The organism is Flagellimonas olearia (assembly GCF_009184425.1).
Classification (GTDB): Bacteria; Bacteroidota; Bacteroidia; order Flavobacteriales; family Flavobacteriaceae; genus Flagellimonas; species Flagellimonas olearia.
In genome coordinates this window covers 814,093-833,291 of record NZ_WELG01000002.1, presented here as the reverse complement: position 1 = coordinate 833,291, position 19,199 = coordinate 814,093, and the positions used below count along the sequence as shown (strand labels likewise).

Sequence of the window (19,199 nt, the reverse complement as noted above, 5' to 3'; positions counted from 1 at the left end):
AATGATAAAATTGCCATAAGAGATTTCTCGTTTCACTCGAAATGACTTTTTGTACATCAGTGTTCCATGGAAAGGATCTCACGTACCTCCACAAAGCTTCCCTCATAATCAAAAATGGGACAGCCCTTGGAAATCTCCACAGCCTCGTCATAGTCCTTGGCCGATACGATCAAATATCCGCCCACCATTTCGGCACCTTCCGCAAAGGGCCCGTTGGTGACCACTTCGCCCCTATCGCGGACCACTTTGCCATCCTTTCCCAAAGGGAGGCCGTCCAACAACTTGCCTTTTTCACTCAAGCCTCCCATCCATGCACCCCAAACTTCCATATGGGCCTGTTTTTCTTCTTGGGACAATTTGTCAAAGGCGTCATCACCACCTCTGAACAGATACAGAAAATTACTCATCACGTTTCGTTTTGCGTCCTTTTTCAGGACTGGTTATACATTGTTTTCATCCTAAGGACGAAACCAAGGACAAGGATTGGACATTTCCTCTAAAAATAGTTGAAAAATAGATTTCCCCGTCGCGTACTAGCTCGAAATGACCATATCAAAATAATTTCATCTGACCATTTTTATAGGGTTCGTGCAGATCGGTCCGCAATCTGGGAAACTGCCGGTCCCTAAAATATTTTTGACGGGCCAAGTGGGCCATATCATGAATCTGTTGGGCTACTTTCCCTTCTCCGCGACTCCGAATCCCAAACCGGCTATCGTTGATGGACCCGCCATGGCAATCTTGGATCAGGTGCAGGACCTTTTCGGCCCGGTCCGGCATGGCCTTTTTGATCCAATCTGTAAAAATTTGTCCAATGGCCCCGTTCAAACGCACCACGGTAATGGCAAACGAACGGGCCCCATGATCGGCCACGGCCTTGGCCAAGGGCAAGAGTTCGTGACTGTTGATGCCCGGTATCATGGGCGCCAACATGGCGTTGACGGGAATGTTGTTTTCGGACAGGACCTTAATGGTCTTCAACCTTTTTTGGATGGAAGCCGTTCGTGGTTCCAGTTTTCTTCGGGTCTTTTCTGAAAGTGAGGTCACCGATACATTGACCCCTACCAATTGATGGGCATTGAGCTCTTTTAAAATATCCAGATCGCGCAACACCAATGCATTTTTGGTGATGATGCCCACCGGGTGGCGGTACTTTAGAAAGACCTCCAGGCATTTACGGGTAATTTCAAACTTTTGCTCGGCGGGCTGGTAGCAATCCGTATTGCCCGAAAGCACAATGGTGCACGCCTTCCAGTTTTTGTGTTTGATCTTGGCCTCCAACAGTTCCGGTGCGGCCTTCTTGACCAAAATCCTGCGCTCAAAATCCAGTCCGGCACTATAGCCCCAATACTCATGGGTGTTGCGGGCATAACAGTAAATGCAGCCATGTTCGCAACCTTGGTAGGGGTTCATGGAGTATAGCATCCCCACATCGGGGCTGTCTACCTTGTTCACAATGGTCTTGGGGAAAATAGGGATGTATTGGGTCTTGTTGCTCTCGGCCTCCTCGCCTTCCAAACGACAGAACTCCAGAAAATCTTCCCTCACTTCGTACACCTGCTGCAAAAATTGATTGGGGGTGTTTTTTTGGGCGCCTCGGCCTTTTTGGTATTCTTTGGGTTTCATGTTTTTGGATTTATTCCAAATTTATGGATTATTTCCTTTGATTGGTTTTGGGTAAGTGTTAAATGGGTGAAGGGTAAAAGGTGGAGGGTGAAGGGTGCCAGTAAGTGTTCTCGACTGCTCTGGACAAGGCTTGAATGGGCAATACGTTTATAAAAGTTAAATGAAGCCGTCATGCTGAATTTAGTTCAGCATCGCATTGACCTGTTTCCATAGGGATGGGTACCTAAAAGGGATTCTTCGCTCTGCTCAGAATGACAATGTGCCCGTTGGGAACGATTCTCAACCAATCCCTCAACTTGGCTCAGGACAGACTCAGAAAAGAGATGAAGTCTTGATGTCATTTCAAGTGTAACGAGAAATCCCATGTTTCACTGGTAACTTTTAGATTTCTCACAACTCCTTCGACTGCGCTCAGGATGACAGTTCGAAATGACTTGAAGTCCTGAATATTTGGATTTCCCACCCACTCCTTGGGCTACCCTTCGACTGCGCTCAAGGCAAGGCTCAGGACAGGGTTAGAAATAGGATGAAGTCTTGATGTCATTTCGAGTGGAACGAGAAATCCCATAGTTTACTGGCAACTTTTAGATTTCTCACATGCTCCTTCGTCTTCGCTCAGGATCACAGTTCGAAATGACACAAAAAGAAAGAGCCCCGGACGGGACTCTCTCTCTGCAGGTAGGTATGGGAAAGGGAAAGCTTGTTATAGGCCCTTGGCCGCAAAGTAGCGGTACAGGGGCGCCATTTTTTCTTCGTAGGACATACTGTCCCAATCTTTGGCTTTGCTGCTTGGGGCCATTTTGGTAGTAGCGGATGGCTCCACCTCTGTAGTTTGTACCACCAACAACGGTCTTAAATCTGTGTTGCCATTTTCACTTGTGAAAAATCCCATTCGGGTTGACTCACCATTTCCCAAATCCGTTGTTAATCGTAGTCTGATACCTTTGTTATTCTCCCCACTGGCATCGCAAATCCAATTTGACACAATATCTCGTGGCAAGGGAATGGCAATCCAACCCAAAGCCTTTGAAGTAGTAGTAATCGATGGCATATAGTTGGTATAGCCATCTGTTCCTGGGAATGGGTTGTCAGCCCACCAACTACCTGCTCCGTTAAAATTCCAATTGTCAATAGAATTTGCTGCTGTCCAACTAACCAAAGACTCATCAAATAAAGGGTCTCCATCTTCATAGAAACCAAGATGTATATATCCAGGGGTGGCAACATCAACAGTAGAGAAATGGGAGTACAAATATAAAATCGCTTGATCTACCCTATAACTTTCTCCACAGTTGGCACCATCTGTATCAAATGCTGTATTAACAACACCCGAAATGCCGTCAAAACGTATTACGGATTGCCTCATTCCATTAGGATCTCCCAAATCTTCACGTATTACCATAAACTCATTATTGGTATCATTAAGCCCATCAGGACTGATCTGTGCATCCTGTGTTCCTGTATAATCATTGTACCCATTTTGGAAATAGAACTCCATATTGGGTTTGTCGCTACCGTCTTGGCCATCGGCACCCGGATCTCCTTGATCACCTTGATCACCCTGATCACCCTGATCACCTTTTGGCCCTTGGTCACCTTGTGCGCCTTTGTCTCCTTTATCTCCAGGCAAACCATCTTTTCCATCTTCCCCGGAACAAGAGGCCATAATGATGGACATTCCCAAAAGGGCCATGCCCAGTACTTTTATTGATTTCATACTATTTTTATTAATGTTATTTGAACCAAAAGTACATTCAGCCGTTCACTACTTTAGTAGTGAATTGATCCCTGACCCCTTTGAATTGACGGATGGCACTTCAGGATTGACGGACGTGTACATCCGCCTGCTATTTTGAGAGGGCCCAAGACCGAAAAATCCCATTGCAGTATGCCAATGATGGGAACGGAATGAGATTCCTCGTTTCACTGGAAACTTTGAGATTTCTCACATGCTCCTTCGTCTTCGCTCAGGATGACAGTTCGAAATGACACAAAAAGAAAGAGCCCCGGACGGGACTCTCTCTGCAGGTAGGTATGGGAAAAAGGAAAGCTTGTTATAGGCCCTTGGCCGCAAAGTAGCGGTACAGGGGCGCCATTTTTTCTTCATAGGACATATTGTCCCAATCTTGGGTCTTGCTGCTTGGGGCCATTTTGGTGACAGCAGATGGCTCTACATCCTCGGTCTCGATGACCAAAAGGGGTCTTAGGTCTGTATTAGGATTTTCACTTGAAGCAATATCAATTGAACCCTGTCCAAGATCGACACTGTTAGGGTCAATACGCAAACGCATTCCTTTGTTGGAGCCAGTATTACAGATCCAGTTCTCTACTACACTTCTCGGCAACATAATTGGAAACCAACCATAAGCTTCACCGGAACCCTTGGGGAGCAAGAATGTATAATCGTCAGAGCCTGAGAATCCTGCCCATGTAGCTGCTTCTCCTCCATCTGCCGCCCAATACTCATTCTCATGGGCAAATGTCCATGTAGCTTCTGTTTGCTCAAAAGTTGGTTCGTCCTCTCCATAAAAACCAATTTTCATGAATAGATTATCATAATCTTGATTTGTATAGCCAGTTAGGTATACATATAAAGTTGCCTTGTTTACACGAAAAGCGTCTGCACAGTTTTCCCCATCACCAACCAAGGTAGCAGTAATTTCATCAGCAATATTGTCAAAGCGCAACACTGATCTCCTTTCCGTTGTCACTAGGCCATTATTTGAATAGAGAAGTTGTAATTCCTGGTCATCACTTCCAATATTAGGCGGTACAATGCTTGCATCTTGAGTATCTGTATAATCGCTAAAACCATTTTGGAAATAAAAATCCACATTGGGCTTGTCTTCCCCAGGAAGACCTTGTTCTCCTTGATCACCTTTATCTCCTGTGTCACCCTTGGCTCCTTGCAATCCTTGATCCCCTTTTTCCCCATCTTCTGCAGAACAAGAGGCCAAAATGATGGACATTCCCAAAAGGGCCATGCCCAGTACTTTAATTGATTTCATAATTTTTTATTTAATTGTTATCTGAAACCAAAAGTACGCGGGCCCATTGGGTATTTTGGGGCCTAGTTGACCCTTGACCCGTTTGGATTGACGGGTTGCCCTTTAGGATTGACGGATGAAATCTGCTGTGGGAATTTTAAGCTGCTTTTTGTGGGCGATCAGTTGAAATCTACCTTGACCAACTGCTTTTTACCGCCCCGTTTGGCATAGAACAACATATGGTCCGCCATGGCATCCTTTAAGGGTTTGGAGACCATAAGGGGCAAACGGGCCTCTTGTTGGTCTATGATCTTTTCGTAGTCCAAAACACCGTTCGGGTCCAAGGAGATCATGAACACATTGCGGTTTCGGCTAAAACCCTGTTTAAAGATAAGACGTTCGTTGCCAATAAGTTGTGGGTTGTCTGCCGCGGTACAGATAAAGAAGTAGGTATTGCCATCCTTGCAGTACGAGCTGTAGGAGGCATAATCGCCATCGCCTCGGGTAACCTCCGTTTTGTTGATGTTGCGTACCCAGTCCATTTCGCCATTGGGCTTTAACTTGGCGCTTACAATGTCGTTATAGTGGTAGCGTTCCGTTTTAATGCGCTGTCCGGCACCTGTGACCTCCATGCCCGTGGTCACAAAGTATTCCTCAGCATTAAAGAAGATATCGTCGTTTGGGGCGATCTGCACCCCTTTGAAGACCAAATTCTTTACTTCCTTGTCCTCTTCCCTACCAAACTTGTCTTCCATGAACTGCTGGGAAAAGGGATTGTATTTTTGGGAATTGATGTCGAGCGAGGTGGGATCTAGGTCAAAATAGGCGATTCCGTTGTAGCGATTGTCCTTTCTATCGGCATAAAATCCGATACAGACCAGTCTGTTTTTAAACCGAACCGGATAGAGCGCTTCGGGATATTTTCCGGGATCCACAAACGATTGTGCGCTGCTTCCGTTGGTGTTAACCCTTATAAGCTCGTACTGGAACTTGCGCTCGTCCACCTGAAAGCGTTTCTTCTTAAAATAGGCTTTCCCCACAATATACGCGGTCTGCAGGTCCTGCGAGAAGGCCACGTTCTCAAAAGCGTAGTTCTTTTCCTCGATCTCGCCAGAGAAGTCGAACTCGAATTTTTTGTTGAGGGCCGTATCGAACATATGGATCATATGCTTGTTGTCCTTGCCTCTTTTGTGGTGGGTACTGATTACAAAGCCCCTTTTGTCCTCATCAAAAAGAATGGCCGTGGTAAATCCTTTGGAAAAGTTCCGGTTGTAGTAGTTTTTCCCCACCGGATCGTCCACCTGCTCCGAGCTGATGGAAAGCAGTTTTTTCTCCTTAAAATCAAATGTAATTATGGGGCTGGTATGCACCCAATATTCGTATTCGTGCCTACCCTCATTGTAGTTGAGGAACATCAGGTTCAATTGGCCATTTTTCAGAAACCCGTCCACAAAGTCGAGTCCCTTGAGCTTGTAATTGTACTCCGTGACCAGTTCCAGATCGGCATTGTAGTGTTCTATGAGGTAGCCTTTGGGCCTTAAGATCAGGCCTTGGTAGTAGGCTCGGACCAAAATATAGCCCCCGGTACCGTCATCATCAATGGTCAAGAGGTTGGAATAGCGGTAGCGGTCGTTGTATTTTTCACCAAAATTATAGGAAACGGGCATTTTTTGGGCCTGTGCCACAATGCCCATGAGAAGAAGGCCCAACAGGACGATTTGTTTTTTCATTTCGATTTGGGTTGGTCGCGCCAACGGTCATGAGCCGGGGAAATCTGCCTTGCGCTTTTCCAAAAAGGCCGATGTGCCTTCCCTGAAGTCATCGGTCCCAAAACAATGGCCAAAGGCGTCTATTTCGGCGGCATAACCATCAACATCATACTTAAAACCAGCATTTACCACTTTTATTGCCTGTTTTAACGCCACAGTGGAATTATTCGATATCCTGCTTGCTATTTTAATGCACAAGGGCACTAATTCCTCTGGGGACACCACATGGTTCACCAAACCGTAGGCGAAGGCCTTGTCCGCATCGATCATACCTGCCGTCATGATCATTTCCATGGCCCTACCCTTGCCCACAAGCTGTGGGAGGCGCTGTGTACCCCCATAACCGGGGATGACCCCGAGGGAGACTTCGGGGAGACCCATTCTGGCATTGGTGCTCGCCACCCTAAAATGGCAGGCCATGGCCAGCTCTAATCCACCCCCCAAGGCAAAGCCATTGATGGCCGCAATCACGGGTGTGGATAGGTTTTCTATAAAATCGAACAGGTTTTTTTGACCCATGGCAGACAATTGACGCCCTTCCTTGACCGAAAAGTGGGCAAATTCCGAGATGTCCGCCCCGGCCACAAAGGCCTTTTCACCACTTCCCACAATGATGATGACTTTGGTATCTGGGTCTTCATCCAACTCCTTTACGGCCACATGCAGTTCCTCTATGGTCCGTTTGTTGAGGGCGTTCAGTTTTTTGGGCCGATCAATGGTGATGGTGGCTATATTGTTCTCTTCTTCGATGTAGATGTTTTCGTAGTCCATGTGTTGTTATTTTAGGGTCTCGACTGCGCTCGACCTGACTGCTATCTAAGATTGCTTTGGAAATCTAACCGTAAACACGGTTCCCTTGCCTACTTGTGAAGTAAAGTTAATGGTTCCGCCGTAGTTTTCCACAATGTTCTTTACCATTCCAAGACCAAGGCCCGTTCCACTGGATTTGGTGGTGAACTTGGGCTCAAAGACCTTTTGCCTGTACCCATCCGAAATGCCCACCCCATTGTCCGCAACCGAAATCTTCACCTGTTCCCCTTCCGAGGAAACGGTCACCAATATGCGGGGAGATGACACATCGGGAACGGCCTGTATGGCATTTTTCACCAGATTGGTGATGACCCTGATCAATTGGGTGCGGTCCAATTTGGCAATGATCTCTTCCTCATCCGCAATAAAATGGATGTAGTCTTCGGTAAAAATTTCCAAGGCCAGCTTCACGATCTTCACCACATTCAAGGTCTCATTTTGTTGGGCGGGCATATTGGCAAAGCTGGAAAAGGCCGTGGCAATATTGCTCATGGTGTCGATTTGCTGCACCAAAGTCTTTGAAAATTCCTTGACCTTGTTTTGGATCTCGGGGTCCTGGGGGTCGAACTTGCGTTCAAAATTCTGAACGGTAAGCCGTAGGGGTGTCAAGGGATTCTTAATTTCATGAGCCACTTGTTTGGCCATTTCACGCCATGCCTGTTCGCGTTCGCTCTTGGCTAATTTTACGGCACTTTCCTCCAATTCATCGATCATTCTGTTGTACGAATCCACCAGTTTCCCAATTTCCTGCCCGGGGCTTTCAATGTATATTTTTTCATTCCGCCTAGTAAGGTTGGTCCGGTTGATCTTATCGGAAATGGTCTGGAGGGATCGGGTAATGTATTTTGAAATGAAGTACGCGAGGAAAATGGCGGAGAACAACATGATCAGGTACACCCCTCCCAAACGCAAGAGAAACTCGGTAAGCTCCTTATTGTTGAAGGTATTGTCCTCAAAGTACTGAAGGTTTACGATCCCGATGGGTTTAAACCTTGTATCGTTGATGTAGGTGTAGGTGGCTTGGTAATTATCGCCGGCGGCACGCTGTTCCTGAACATATCGCTTGTCATCACTGTCCCGTAGATGGTTCAGAATCTGTGCATCCAAACAATTGGAAATGGAGTCGGCCTCAAAACTGGGTCTAGAGCTTTTGATCAGACTGCCCTCGAGGTCGTAAATATTAAAGTTGACATTTTGGACATCAGCAATCTTGTAGATTTCATCCCTAAAGATCAATCCGAGGTTTTCCGTGTTCACCGGGTAGGTGGTTTCCCGTATGGTGTAGGCAATGCTTTGGAGCACCTGCTCTTCCTTACGCTCCACCCTATTCTCATGATAGTCCCTGCCCTGTTCGCTATACTGGTAAATGGTAACCCCGGCAATCAATACGGAGGCAATGACCACCAACAATATCATGCTGAAGAATATCCGGGATCGTAAGGATAATTTACTGAACAAGCGTATTTGGTTTGAGGTAAATTTAAGCAATTATCGAGCCAAATGAGGCGCAAGAGTAAGTACAAGTTCAAGTTTCAAGCTCAAAATTAGGTTCCTACTAATTTAACTGTGCTTGCGCTTGAACTTGATATTTGAACTTTCCTAAGCATTGGGATTCTTGTCCCGTATACGTTTGTAAAGTCGAATCCCCAACATCAAAAGAATGCCCAGCACCACAATGCCAATGACCCCATAAATCCAGTTAAAGGCACTTTTAAGAATCACCAGAAACACAATGGCAAAGAGGATCAAGGTGGCCCCCTCGTTCCAGATGCGCATAAACTTGGAGGTGTATTTTACCTCATCGCGCTGCAATTGCTTAAAAATTTGATGGCATTTCAAATGATATACAAACAACAGCAATACAAATCCCAATTTTACATGCATCCAAGGCTGTTGCAGCCAAGAGGGCATCAAAATAAGCATCCAAACAGCGAACAGGGTGCACAGAATGGCCGATGGCCATGTGATGATATACCACAGGCGTTTGGTCATCAGTTTGAGTTGGTCCGTCAATATCTCCCGCTCCGGGGAGGGTTTTTGCCATGCCTCAATATGGTATATGAACAATCGCGGAATATAGAACAGTCCCGCGAACCAGGTGACCACAAAAATGAGGTGCAAGGATTTAATATATGGGTAAATCAACAGTACGCTTTTTTACGATTACAATCGAAGTGCCCCTACCCCATTTTCCCAAAGCTTCATGTTAAAATTGGGGATATCGGCAGTCATCAAAGTTACGGCTCTTTGTTTAAGTCCAACCCATTGCGCATCCAATTCCCGTTTTCGATTTTTTGACGGCTGATTGATTCGGGGCAAGGCACTGTTGCTCTGGTTCATCAAAAACAAATATTCCGCCGAGAACTTGTTGGGGAAATTCTCCACATCGTCATAGGCCTGCGACTTTCGCTGTACCATATCCTCATCCCATGCCTTGAGCTTCTCCAGTAGGGCTTTGCCTTCTGCTTTCAGGGTTTCATTGTCCAACTCTTCCAATAACTTCTTTAACTGCCCCTGCACCTTGAAAAGGTCGTTTATCTTTTGGTGCATGTCAGTTAGGTTGGTCTCCAGTTCTGTCATGAACACATCATGTTCCCGGTATCGTTCGGGAGTCATATTGGTATTGGGAGGGCTTAGCACAGTTCCTGTAGTGGTAACGGTTTCCCCACCTACCTTTAACCGAAGAGTGTAGGTTCCTGGAGGGACTTTATGCCCTGTGAAATTGGCTTCAATATACACATCGGGTATGCCCGGGATTATGGGGGTCTTTAAATCCCATACAAAGCGATTCAACCCTTTGTCCGTACCCAACACTGGTGCCGGAGGTGCCCCACCCCCATGATGAGGTTTGTAGTCCTTGTCCTTTTCCGAGGTAAAACTGCGCACTACCTTGCCCTGTTGGTTCAAAATCTCCAAAGTGATCTCGGTACTGTCCATGGCTTTGGGAAGATTGTAGTGGATGACCATGCCATTGGCGGGATTCACCCCTTCGTAAGGGTTGGTCCCTTCCACCTCTTTTGAGCTGCTGTCAAGGGGACTGAACCAAAATCCGTTCACGGCATCCTCTGGTTGAAAGAGTTGCAGCGCATTGACATTGGCCTTGTACTGGGACAGGGTCGTGATGTTGTCCAAAATCCAAAAAGACCGTCCTGAAGTGGCCACGATCAAATCTCCTTGATGCACTTTTAAATCGGTGATGGGCGTTTTGGGCAGATTCAACTGCAATGGTTCCCAGTTTTTACCATCGTTCCAAGAAATATAAAGCCCCTTTTCAGTTCCTGCATAGAGCAATCCCTTACGGACTTGATCTTCCCGTACCACGCGGGTAAAGGAACCATACGGGATTCCTGTGCTGATATTGGCCCATGTCTTGCCATAGTCCGAACTTTTGTACAAAGCCGGGGTATGGTCATTGAACTTATAGCGCGTAGTGGCGATATAGACCGTGGCCGGGTCATGGGGAGACACTTCAATGGCATTGATCAAACACTCTCTAAGTCCTTTTGGGGTGATATTTTCCCATGTTTCGCCTCCATTTTTGGTAATGTGCACCAATCCGTCATCACTTCCCGTATAGAAAACCCTTTTTTCGTGGGGGGATTCAATCATGTACGACAGGGTGCCGTAGTTTTCGGCGCCCACAGCTTCATTGGTATAAGGCCCTCCGCCATTGCCCTGTTTGTCATCTTGATCACGGGTAAGGTCGGGTGAAATTTCTTCCCAAGTAACCCCGTTGTCCCTAGTGCGAAGCACTAGCTGAGCGCCGTGATAAAACGTTCCGGGTTCATGTTGGGACCAAATAATAGGGGCATTCCAATTGTATAAATATTTCATGTTGCGGGCCTCGCGCCCCAAATATTGGATGGGAGCCGCCATGACATCCGTGGCCATCTTGGTTTCCATATCCAACAATTCAATGGTTCCCAAGTAACTTCCGCCCATCACATATCTGGGATTGTCAGGATCGAAAGCCAAAAAGGCACTCTCACCCCCTGCGGAATAATGCCAATCTTCCCGGCTGATGCTCCATCGACCTAAAGAAAGACTTGCAATCTTCACCGAGGTATTGTCCTGTTGCCCACCATAGATGTTGTATGGAAAAAGATTATCGGTACTGATGCGATAGAATTGGGCCGTGGGCATATTCTCTTGAAGCGTCCACGTTTTGCCATAATCAAAGCTTATGGTGGCTCCGCCATCGTCAGCCATTACCATATTCTTGGAGTTATTTGGATTAATCCAAAGATCATGGGTGTCGCCATGCGGCACGGAAATGGTCTCCCAAGCTTTTCCTCCGTCTTCCGATCGGAACATTTCTGCGCTGAGCACATATACCGTATCCTCGTCATTGGGGTCGGCGAACACCTCAATATAATACCAAGCCCGTTGCACCAATCGGTTATCGCCACTCACCATACTCCAGCTTTTCCCGGCATCACCCGAAACGAAAAGTCCGCCCTTGTCTGCATTGGAATCGCTTTCAATCAGGGCATATACCTTATCGGAATTGGCCGCACTCACTGCAATGGCCATTTTCCCTTTCTCTTTGGGAAGCCCTTCGGTCAACTCAGTCCAAGTGTCTCCTCCATCGGTGCTTTTGTACAATCCGCTTCCATCACCCCCACTGATTACGATATTGGGTTTGCGTTGATGTTCCCACATGGCCGCGTATAAAACCAGGGGATTATTGGCATCCATGGAAAGTTCCACGGCTCCCGTGAGTTCATTGACAAAAAGAATGTTCTTCCAGGTTTTTCCCCCATCGGTGGAGCGGTACACCCCACGTTCCTTGTTGGGGCCGTAAAGTGCTCCTTGGGCCGCCACATAAACCATATCTGGATTGGTGGGATGCACAATGATGCGTGAGATATGCTGAGTTTTTTCCAATCCCAGCTTGATCCATGTCTTTCCCGCATCATTGGATTTGTAAATGCCATCCCCATAAGAGGTCATTACCCCACGGGGGGCATGTTCACCCATGCCGCAATACACCACATTGGGATTGGAGGCCGATACGGAAACCGCCCCAACAGAACCCATTTCAAAGAAACCATCTGAAATGTTTTCCCATTGTTGCCCGGCATTGTTGGTCTTCCACAATCCACCACCCGTTGTGCCCATGTAATAGGTCAAAGGGTCTCCCACAACACCACTGGCGGTTACAGACCGTCCACCACGAAATGGACCAATGTTCCTGAATTTCATGGGTTTGAAATAGTCATTGGCGGTTTGTCCAAAGCTCAGGGTAGCGCAAAGCACCCCTAAAAGAAAACTTACTTTTTTCATGTCCGGTCGGGTTTAGGTTTCTTTTTAATCCTCAATACTCAAATAGTCCAATTCCAATTGGTTGAACTCATTGTTGAACGCATCAATTTCTTTGTCCACCAAAGCATCAAAAGCATTCAATTGTTCCTTGATCTTTCCTGAAAGTTCATTTTTCACGGCCATATCCTGCTCTGTTGGAGGGAAATCGTCTATGGACACCAAGCTGTTCAAGTGGGCCAGTTTATTGGTCAACCGTATGGGAAAGTTCAAGGGGTCTTGGTTACTTCGGTTTTGGGTTTGGTACAAAGCCTTTTCAATTTCCCCGAAATCTTCCTTCATTTTTTCGGCCTTTTCCACCAAGGCCTTGGTAGCTTCATTGTCCTTGTACTGTTTTACAAAAGCGTCCAGCTTTTCGTTGATTTTCCGAATTTTCTTTATGGATTGATGGGCCCTGTCCACCGTTTCATTGATGTCGGTAATAAAATCGAACTGCTTTTGCATATCGGCCACTGAAACTTCCGCCCTGGGGTCGGGAAGAATCTTAAATTCCTGGGTCTGATCGGCACCATTCACATTCAAGAGCACTTTATAGCTTCCCGGAACCGCTTTGGCACCATCCAAATTGGCCCACCAGAGAATCATTCCCTCTAATTTTTCCGCTCCTTTGCCACGGGTATCCCAAACATGGGTATTGCCCCCTTTCTTGGCCGTAAGCTTTTTGTCCTTGTCCTTCGCATAGGTGCTGTATGACGCCAAAGTATCCCCATTCATTTTGGTATAGGTCAAGGCCACGCTGTCTTTTTCCGAAAGGTTTTTGAGATAAAAATGGGTGACCACGCCATTGGGATGGTTTTGTCCCTCTATCTTGGAAGGAGTCTTTGCCACTCCTCCCTTGGTACGATAACTGTCCTTGGGATGGAACAAAATGGCCTCTGCCGATTTTTTGGAGCCATCCAGTTGATGCAAAACCGTAAGATCATCAATGATCCAAAGGCTTCGCCCTTGGGTGGCCACGATGAGGTTGTCGTCTTTAATAGTCAAGTCGGTAATGGGAACAATGGGTAAGTTCAATTGGAATTTCTCCCAATTTTGGCCATCATTGAAGGAAATGTACATGCCCGTTTCCGTTCCGGCGTACAACAATCCTTTTCTTTTTGGATCTTCACGTACCACACGGGTAAAATGTTCATTGTTGATCCCATTGGTGATTTTGGACCAGGTTTTTCCATAATCTGTGGTTTTGTACAGATAGGGCGTGAAATCCCCCAATTTGTATCGGGTCGCAGCCACGTAACAGGTCCCTTCATCAAAAGCGGAGGGTTCAATACTGTTGATCATGCTCCACTCCGGCATGATATTGGGCGTTACATTTTCCCATGTTTTTCCACCATCTTGGGTCACATGGATGAGACCATCATCACTTCCTACCCATAACAGACCTTCCTTTAAAGGGCTTTCATTGGCAGCAAAAATGGTACAATAATATTCCACACTGGTATTGTCCTGGGTTATGGGACCACCACTGGATACCAATTTTGTGGGATCGTTTCGAGTAAGATCATCGCTCAACAAAGTCCAACTTTGCCCTTCGTTGGTACTCATATGCACATGGTTGGAAAAGGTGTAGAGCTTTTTGGGATTATGCTTGCTGAATATAATTGGGAAGTTCCATTGGAAACGGTATTTCATTCCCTCGGCACCGTAACCCATAGGATTATCCGGCCAAACATTGATGCCCCTAACAGTTTTGTTCTTATGGTTGACCCTAGTCAGGAATCCTCCATAACTACCTCCGTACACAATATCATCATTGGTAGGGTCTACTACAATGTGTGCGGATTCACCTCCGGCAGTTTCTTCCCAGTCGTCCTCGCCTATGGAATTGTCATCACTCCGATGGTTGATACGCAAAGTGGAATTGTCTTGCTGTGCCACATAGATCCGGTATGGAAAGGCGTTATCCGTAGTTACCCTATAAAACTGGGCCGTGGGTTGATTGTAATAGGTACTCCAAGTTTCCCCGCCATCGTAACTGATCTGTGCGCCACCATCGTCCCCAATGATCATCCGTTTTGAATTCTCCGGGGCAATCCAAAGATCGTGATGGTCACCGTGTGGTGCATTAAAGGTATTGAAGGTTTTCCCACCATCCGTACTTCTGTGGTATTGGACATTGAGCACGTAGACCACATCCTCATCTTCCGTATCGGCATAGACACGGGTGTAGTACCAAGCCCTTTGACGCAATTTGCGCTCCTCGTTTACGCGAGTCCATTTTTTTCCTCCATCATCTGAACGGTATAAGCCTCCTTTTTCCTTGTTTTCCACAATGGCCCATACCCTTTCGCTGTTCTTTGGGGATACGGTCACACCAATAATCCCTAAGGTATCTGTTGGGAAACCGTCATTTTTTGAAATCTCTGTCCAAGTCTCTCCGCTATCGGTACTTTTCCAAAGTGCAGAACCTTCGCCACCACTACTTAGACTATATGGGGTTCGTTGCACTCTCCATGTAGAAGCATACAAGACCCTTGGATTGTTGGGGTCCAAGGTAAGATCTACAACACCCGCATGCTCGTTCACAAAAAGAACTTGTTTCCAGGTTTTGCACCCATCGGTACTTTTATAGACCCCGCGTTCCTTGGTAGGTTTATAAATATTGCCCATCACTGCGGCATAAACGATATCATGGTTTGTGGGATGTACCTTTAACCTGGGGATATGCCTTGTTTTTTCAAGCCCCATGGATGCCCAGGTCTTTCCTCCATCTTCGGTTTTCCAAACACCATATCCTGAAGAGACATTCCCCCGTACGGTTTTTTCACCTCCTCCAACATAAATTACATTGGGATCACTTTTGGCTACCTCAACGGCACCGATACTTCCTCCAAAATAACCATCAGAAATATTCTCCCATGATCGACCCCCATCCGTGGTCTTCCAAACCCCACCACCAGTGGCGCCAAAATAAAAAAGATTGGGTTCCCCGGGTACTCCTGTAACCGCAGCGGAGCGACCGCCACGAAACGGACCGATCAATCGATATTCCAAACTGGAATAGATTTCCTCGGGATACTCGGGAGTGGTTTGGGTTTTCTTTTTTCGTTGGGATTGAACGGTAGCAACGCAGAGCGTGAAGGTAAGCAGCAGCATACCCATTTTGGAAAAGCAAGTCTTCATTTTCAAAGTGTTAATTAGTCGTGTCTAAATGTAATGAAAAAGGAAGAAAAAAGGTTTCACAATATTTTGTATTTTAACTCCCTCATTTAAATCTCAACCCACACTATGCGAAATTATTTTGGGCTCATCGTTCTTGTTATTCTGATGTCAGCCTGCAAAAACCAATCAAAATCCCAAGAAGTACAAACAGCACAAACGCCAACACAGGAAGAGTCCGAATGGATCTATCTGTTTGACGGCACCAGCACCGAGGGCTGGCGCGGCTACAACATGGAGACCCTTCCCCCCGGCTGGATCATTAAGGACAGCACCCTTACCTTCGATACCGAACTGGGCATGGAGCAGGACTACAAGGGCGGAAAGGACATCATCTACGGCGCCGAGGAGTTCGAAAATTTTGAGCTCTACATGGAATGGAAACTCCCCGAAGGGGGCAACAGTGGTATTTTCTACCACGTCAAGGAAGGCTATGACGGTCCCCCAGTGGTATCGCCCGAATATCAGCTCATCGATGACGAGAACTATGCCCGCATCCATGACCTTACGGCCTACAATACCAGTCTGGGCTACACCGATAAACCTGAAGAGCTCAAGCCCTTGCAACAGACCGGGGCCGATTATGCCATGCACCCCCCGAAGGCCGATAAGACCCTGCACCCCGTTGGGGAATGGAACAGCTCCAAGATCGTCTTCACCCCTGAAAAGGTGGAACACTGGCTCAATGGCGAACTGTTGTTGTCATTTGTCCCTTGGGACGAGGCCTGGCAGGAAAAGAAGAACTCGGACAAATGGAAGAACAGTCCCGATTACGGAAAGTTCAAGACGGGCTACATCGCGCTACAGGACCATTCCAGCCCGATATGGTTCCGCAACATAAAAATCAAGAAATTATAACCCGCTAAATCCAACCTATGAATAAAAGAGAATTCATTAAAAAAAGTAGTGTAGGTGCCCTGGGCATCATGGTGGCCCCTTCGTTGTTGAAAGGAGCCCCTTTCAAGGAAAGATTACGCACCGCCCACATTGGTGTGGGCAACATGGGCGCCGCCGACCTTAGTGCCATATCGTCCCACGGTTCCGTGGACGTGGTGGCCCTTTGCGATGTGGATGCCGTGAACCTTTCCGCTGCGCGCAAGCTGCACCCAACCGCCCGGGTGTTCTTCGATTACCGCACCATGTTGAAGGAAATGGCCGATCAGATCGACGCCGTGATCGTGTCCACTCCGGACCATACCCACGCACCGGCCTCCATGATGGCCATGGAGATGAACAAACCCGTCTACTGCCAAAAACCGTTGACACACTATGTATCGGAGTCCCGTGCCATGAAGAAGATGGCCGCCGAAAAGGGCCTTGTGACCCAAATGGGCATCCAGGTACACTCCTTCTACGATTATAAACTGGCCACGCTCTTGATCCAATCCGGGATCATAGGCAAAGTACACACGGTACATGCCTGGTCCCCCAAGAACTGGGGGTACGATGGACCCCTTCCGCAAGGAGAGGACAAAGTCCCCGCACAGTTGGACTGGAACCTTTGGTTGGGGACCTCTGCCGAAAGACCCTATAAAGAAGGAATGTACCATCCCGGGAACTGGAGAAAACTGATGGACTACGGCTGTGGCACTTTGGGTGACATGGGCGTGCACATCTTCGACACCCCGTACAACGCCCTTGAGCTGGACGTTCCCATGACCGTGAAGACCGACTGCCGACCCTCCAATGGGTTCGGATACCCGGAGAACAACGTGGTGACCTATGAGTTCCCGAGCACCCCATATACCTCCAAGACCTTCAAATGGGTCTGGTACGATGGCCCCGGGGCACCCAATATGCACGAGGACCTTGTACTGCCCGGCGCCAAGAACACAGCGGCAAAGAAATCCAACAAGGAAGAGAGCATGGCCGACAAGATATCCCTTGACGCCAAGGTGGCCGGTGAGGGCGAACTTCCGGAGCAGGGTGCCATGTTCGTGGGCGAGAAGGGACGTCTTTTGTTGCCCCACTTCATGCAGTTGCCCAAGAAAATTGTTCGAGGAAAGTACGTGGACATCTCCAAGGAGATTGCCAAGTTGAGCGAGAAGCACAATCTGGGCGAGCCCATCAGGAATTATGAGTCCGAAGGACCCAAGCACTACCACCAGTTCGTGGACGCTTGTTTGGGCAAGGCCCAGACCACGGCACCCTTTGAGTATGGGGCCAGGCTCACCGAGACCATATTGTTGGGCACCATTGCCGGAAGGTTCCCCGGGGAGACCCTCCACTGGGACGCACAAGCGGCTAAGTTCAAGGAGGAAAAGGCCAATGCCTACCTTTCAGGAGACTATAGGGATTTTTAGAACTCCCCTATTATGAATAGGTCCGTACTGACCCTCCTGATCCTACTACCATTACTTTCGTTTTCGCAGAAGCGTATTCGGGATTATAGTGTTGAGATTGGAGTGCTCAGACTTGGACAATACAATGCAATTACCGACGTGCCTGGGGTACGGGTGGGACATGTTACCTTGATAAAAGGCGACAGCATCCGTACCGGGGTCACGGCGATTCTTCCCCATTCCGGGAATCTCTTCCAGGAAAAAGTTCCGGCAGCCGTACATGTGGGCAACGGTTTTGGAAAACTGGCCGGCAGCACCCAAGTGAAGGAATTGGGCAATTTGGAAACCCCTATCATCCTAACCAATACCTTGAGTGTGCCCACAGCAGTCAATGCCGTGATTGGATACACTTTACATCAAGAAGGCAACGAAACGGTTCGTTCCGTAAATGCGGTAGTGGGTGAAACCAATGATGGGTACTTAAACGACATTCGAGGACGCCATGTCAGCGAAACGGATGTACTGCAAGCCATTTCAAAAGCAAAAACAGGAGCAGTTCCTGAAGGCAATGTTGGTGCGGGAACGGGCACCATTTGTTTTGGATTCAAGGGAGGGATAGGAACCTCTTCCCGTATACTTCCCAAAAAACTGGGAGGATACACCATAGGTGTATTGGTGCAGACCAATTTTGGTGGTGTTTTGCAAATAGCGGGAGTGGATGTGGACAAGCAGCTCAACCGTTATTCTGAAACGTTCAAATATTCAGCAGATGGTTCCTGCATGATGGTGGTTCTGACCGATGCTCCATTGGATACCCGCAATTTGGAGCGATTGGCCAAACGGGCCATGCTGGGCTTGGCAAAAACCGGAGGGATTGCCAGTAACGGCAGTGGGGATTATGTGATTGCGGTTTCCACAGCAGAGGAATGTAGAATCCCGTATGAAAGTGAAAATCCCGTTCAAACTGTACCGACCTTGCGCAATGAGGCCATGACCCCACTTTTTCTAGCCACCATTGAAGCCACCGAAGAGGCCATCCTCAATTCTCTTTTCGCTGCGGAAACCATGACAGGTCGCGATGGCCATACCATTGAGTCACTTCCCAAGGAAAAAGTCCTTAAAATGCTCCAAGCGGCCCATAAAATGGACTAACACTTCATTCCATCCTTTTTTCTTCGCATGTGGCGTAACATTCCCCTTGAATTTTACACTAACCTAATAGAAACTCTATAGTTTTTTTATAG

The 19,199-nt window shown here is 47.4% G+C and carries 13 protein-coding genes; 3 read left to right on the top strand and 10 right to left on the bottom strand.

Going from position 1 to position 19,199, the window contains the following annotated elements; all coding sequences use genetic code 11:
* Positions 1-56: 56 nt before the first annotated feature.
* From F8C76_RS13145 to F8C76_RS13100, 10 genes are all read right to left on the bottom strand, one after another.
* Positions 57-407 (bottom strand): YciI family protein, encoded by a 351-nt coding sequence (locus F8C76_RS13145; protein WP_129654937.1) that lies wholly within the window; start codon positions 405-407, stop codon positions 57-59.
* A 145-nt stretch (positions 408-552) separates the two neighbouring features.
* The gene (locus F8C76_RS13140; protein WP_152132185.1) at positions 553-1,626 is read right to left on the bottom strand and encodes a PA0069 family radical SAM protein; all 1,074 of its coding nucleotides are present in this window, start codon (positions 1,624-1,626) and stop codon (positions 553-555) included.
* Positions 1,627-2,329: 703 nt separating this feature from the next.
* A complete protein-coding gene (locus F8C76_RS13135; protein ID WP_152132184.1) occupies positions 2,330-3,343 on the bottom strand; it encodes a hypothetical protein in 1,014 nt (337 codons plus the stop codon).
* Positions 3,344-3,680: 337 nt separating this feature from the next.
* A complete protein-coding gene (locus F8C76_RS13130; RefSeq protein ID WP_152132183.1) occupies positions 3,681-4,634 on the bottom strand; it encodes a DNRLRE domain-containing protein in 954 nt (317 codons plus the stop codon).
* 158 nt (positions 4,635-4,792) lie between these two features.
* Positions 4,793-6,343, bottom strand: coding sequence for a hypothetical protein (locus F8C76_RS13125; protein ID WP_152132182.1), 1,551 nt, complete (start codon positions 6,341-6,343; stop codon positions 4,793-4,795).
* Between the two features lie 27 nt (positions 6,344-6,370).
* A complete protein-coding gene (locus F8C76_RS13120; RefSeq protein ID WP_152132181.1) occupies positions 6,371-7,153 on the bottom strand; it encodes an enoyl-CoA hydratase/isomerase family protein in 783 nt (260 codons plus the stop codon).
* 45 nt (positions 7,154-7,198) lie between these two features.
* The gene (locus tag F8C76_RS13115) at positions 7,199-8,608 is read right to left on the bottom strand and encodes a sensor histidine kinase (RefSeq protein ID WP_152132884.1); all 1,410 of its coding nucleotides are present in this window, start codon (positions 8,606-8,608) and stop codon (positions 7,199-7,201) included.
* A gap of 183 nt (positions 8,609-8,791) precedes the next feature.
* Positions 8,792-9,337 carry a CopD family protein gene (locus tag F8C76_RS13110; protein WP_152132180.1) on the bottom strand — a complete coding sequence of 182 codons (546 nt, stop codon included), beginning with the start codon at positions 9,335-9,337 and terminating at the stop codon, positions 8,792-8,794.
* Between the two features lie 18 nt (positions 9,338-9,355).
* Positions 9,356-12,478: a VPS10 domain-containing protein gene (locus F8C76_RS13105; RefSeq protein WP_152132179.1), complete on the bottom strand. Its 3,123-nt coding sequence runs from the start codon at positions 12,476-12,478 to the stop codon at positions 9,356-9,358.
* Between the two features lie 24 nt (positions 12,479-12,502).
* On the bottom strand, positions 12,503-15,637 hold the full coding sequence (locus F8C76_RS13100) for a VPS10 domain-containing protein (RefSeq protein WP_152132178.1): 3,135 nt from the start codon (positions 15,635-15,637) through the stop codon (positions 12,503-12,505).
* Between the two features lie 105 nt (positions 15,638-15,742).
* On the opposite strand from F8C76_RS13100, the gene F8C76_RS13095 reads away from it, so the two are divergent.
* Genes F8C76_RS13095 through F8C76_RS13085 form a run of 3 tightly spaced genes read left to right on the top strand, consistent with a single transcriptional unit; the run spans position 15,743 to position 19,107 of the window.
* Entirely contained in the window at positions 15,743-16,531 is a 789-nt protein-coding gene (locus F8C76_RS13095; protein WP_152132177.1) for a 3-keto-disaccharide hydrolase, read from the top strand.
* A 17-nt stretch (positions 16,532-16,548) separates the two neighbouring features.
* Positions 16,549-17,976, top strand: coding sequence for a Gfo/Idh/MocA family protein (locus tag F8C76_RS13090; protein ID WP_152132176.1), 1,428 nt, complete (start codon positions 16,549-16,551; stop codon positions 17,974-17,976).
* Between the two features lie 12 nt (positions 17,977-17,988).
* Complete coding sequence (locus tag F8C76_RS13085) at positions 17,989-19,107, top strand: DmpA family aminopeptidase (protein ID WP_152132175.1); 1,119 nt, start codon at positions 17,989-17,991, stop codon at positions 19,105-19,107.
* Positions 19,108-19,199 lie beyond the last annotated feature (92 nt).